At 62.4% G+C, this 450-nt stretch carries 1 protein-coding gene; it reads left to right on the top strand.

From position 1 onward, the window contains the following. Positions 1–58 precede the first annotated feature (58 nt). Positions 59–450: transposase (locus ABG80_RS18015; RefSeq protein ID WP_235513936.1), on the top strand; the 392-nt coding region annotated here is incomplete at its 3' end.

The following is a 450-nucleotide window of genomic DNA, read 5'->3' as shown; positions in this document are numbered from 1 at the left end:
GGGCACTTCTAGAAACCTCTCTCATCCGGAAGGCGCCTGAGACGGCATGATGGAGCGCATGATCACCCCACGCATCAAGCCCTCGGCCTTCTGGCGTCGCCAGCCCGGTGGCGACCTGTTTGTGCAGGACCAGCGCCAGGCCAAGCTGGGCGGCTTCATCGCCAATCTGGCGGCGATGGATGAGCTGATTGACTTCAGCGCCATTGCCGCCCAGGTCGATGTGGCGTGCCCGCGCGCTGATCGAAGCAAGGGCGGTCGCCCGCCGTACCCCACCGAAGTCATGGTGCGCCTGCTGTTCATCCAGTCGCTGTACAACCTCAGTGACGAAGACTGCGAGTACCAGGTGCTTGATCGCATGAGCTTCCAGCACTTTTGCCGTCTGGACGGTGCCCTGCACATCCCTGATGCACGCACGTTGTGGAGCTTCAAGCAGCGCTTGGCCCAAGGTAG

The organism is Aquabacterium parvum (genome assembly GCF_001447195.1).
Classification (GTDB): domain Bacteria; phylum Pseudomonadota; class Gammaproteobacteria; order Burkholderiales; family Burkholderiaceae_C; genus Aquabacterium; species Aquabacterium parvum.
Note: the sequence above shows the minus strand (reverse complement) of the source record. Positions and strands in the feature narration are given on the sequence as shown.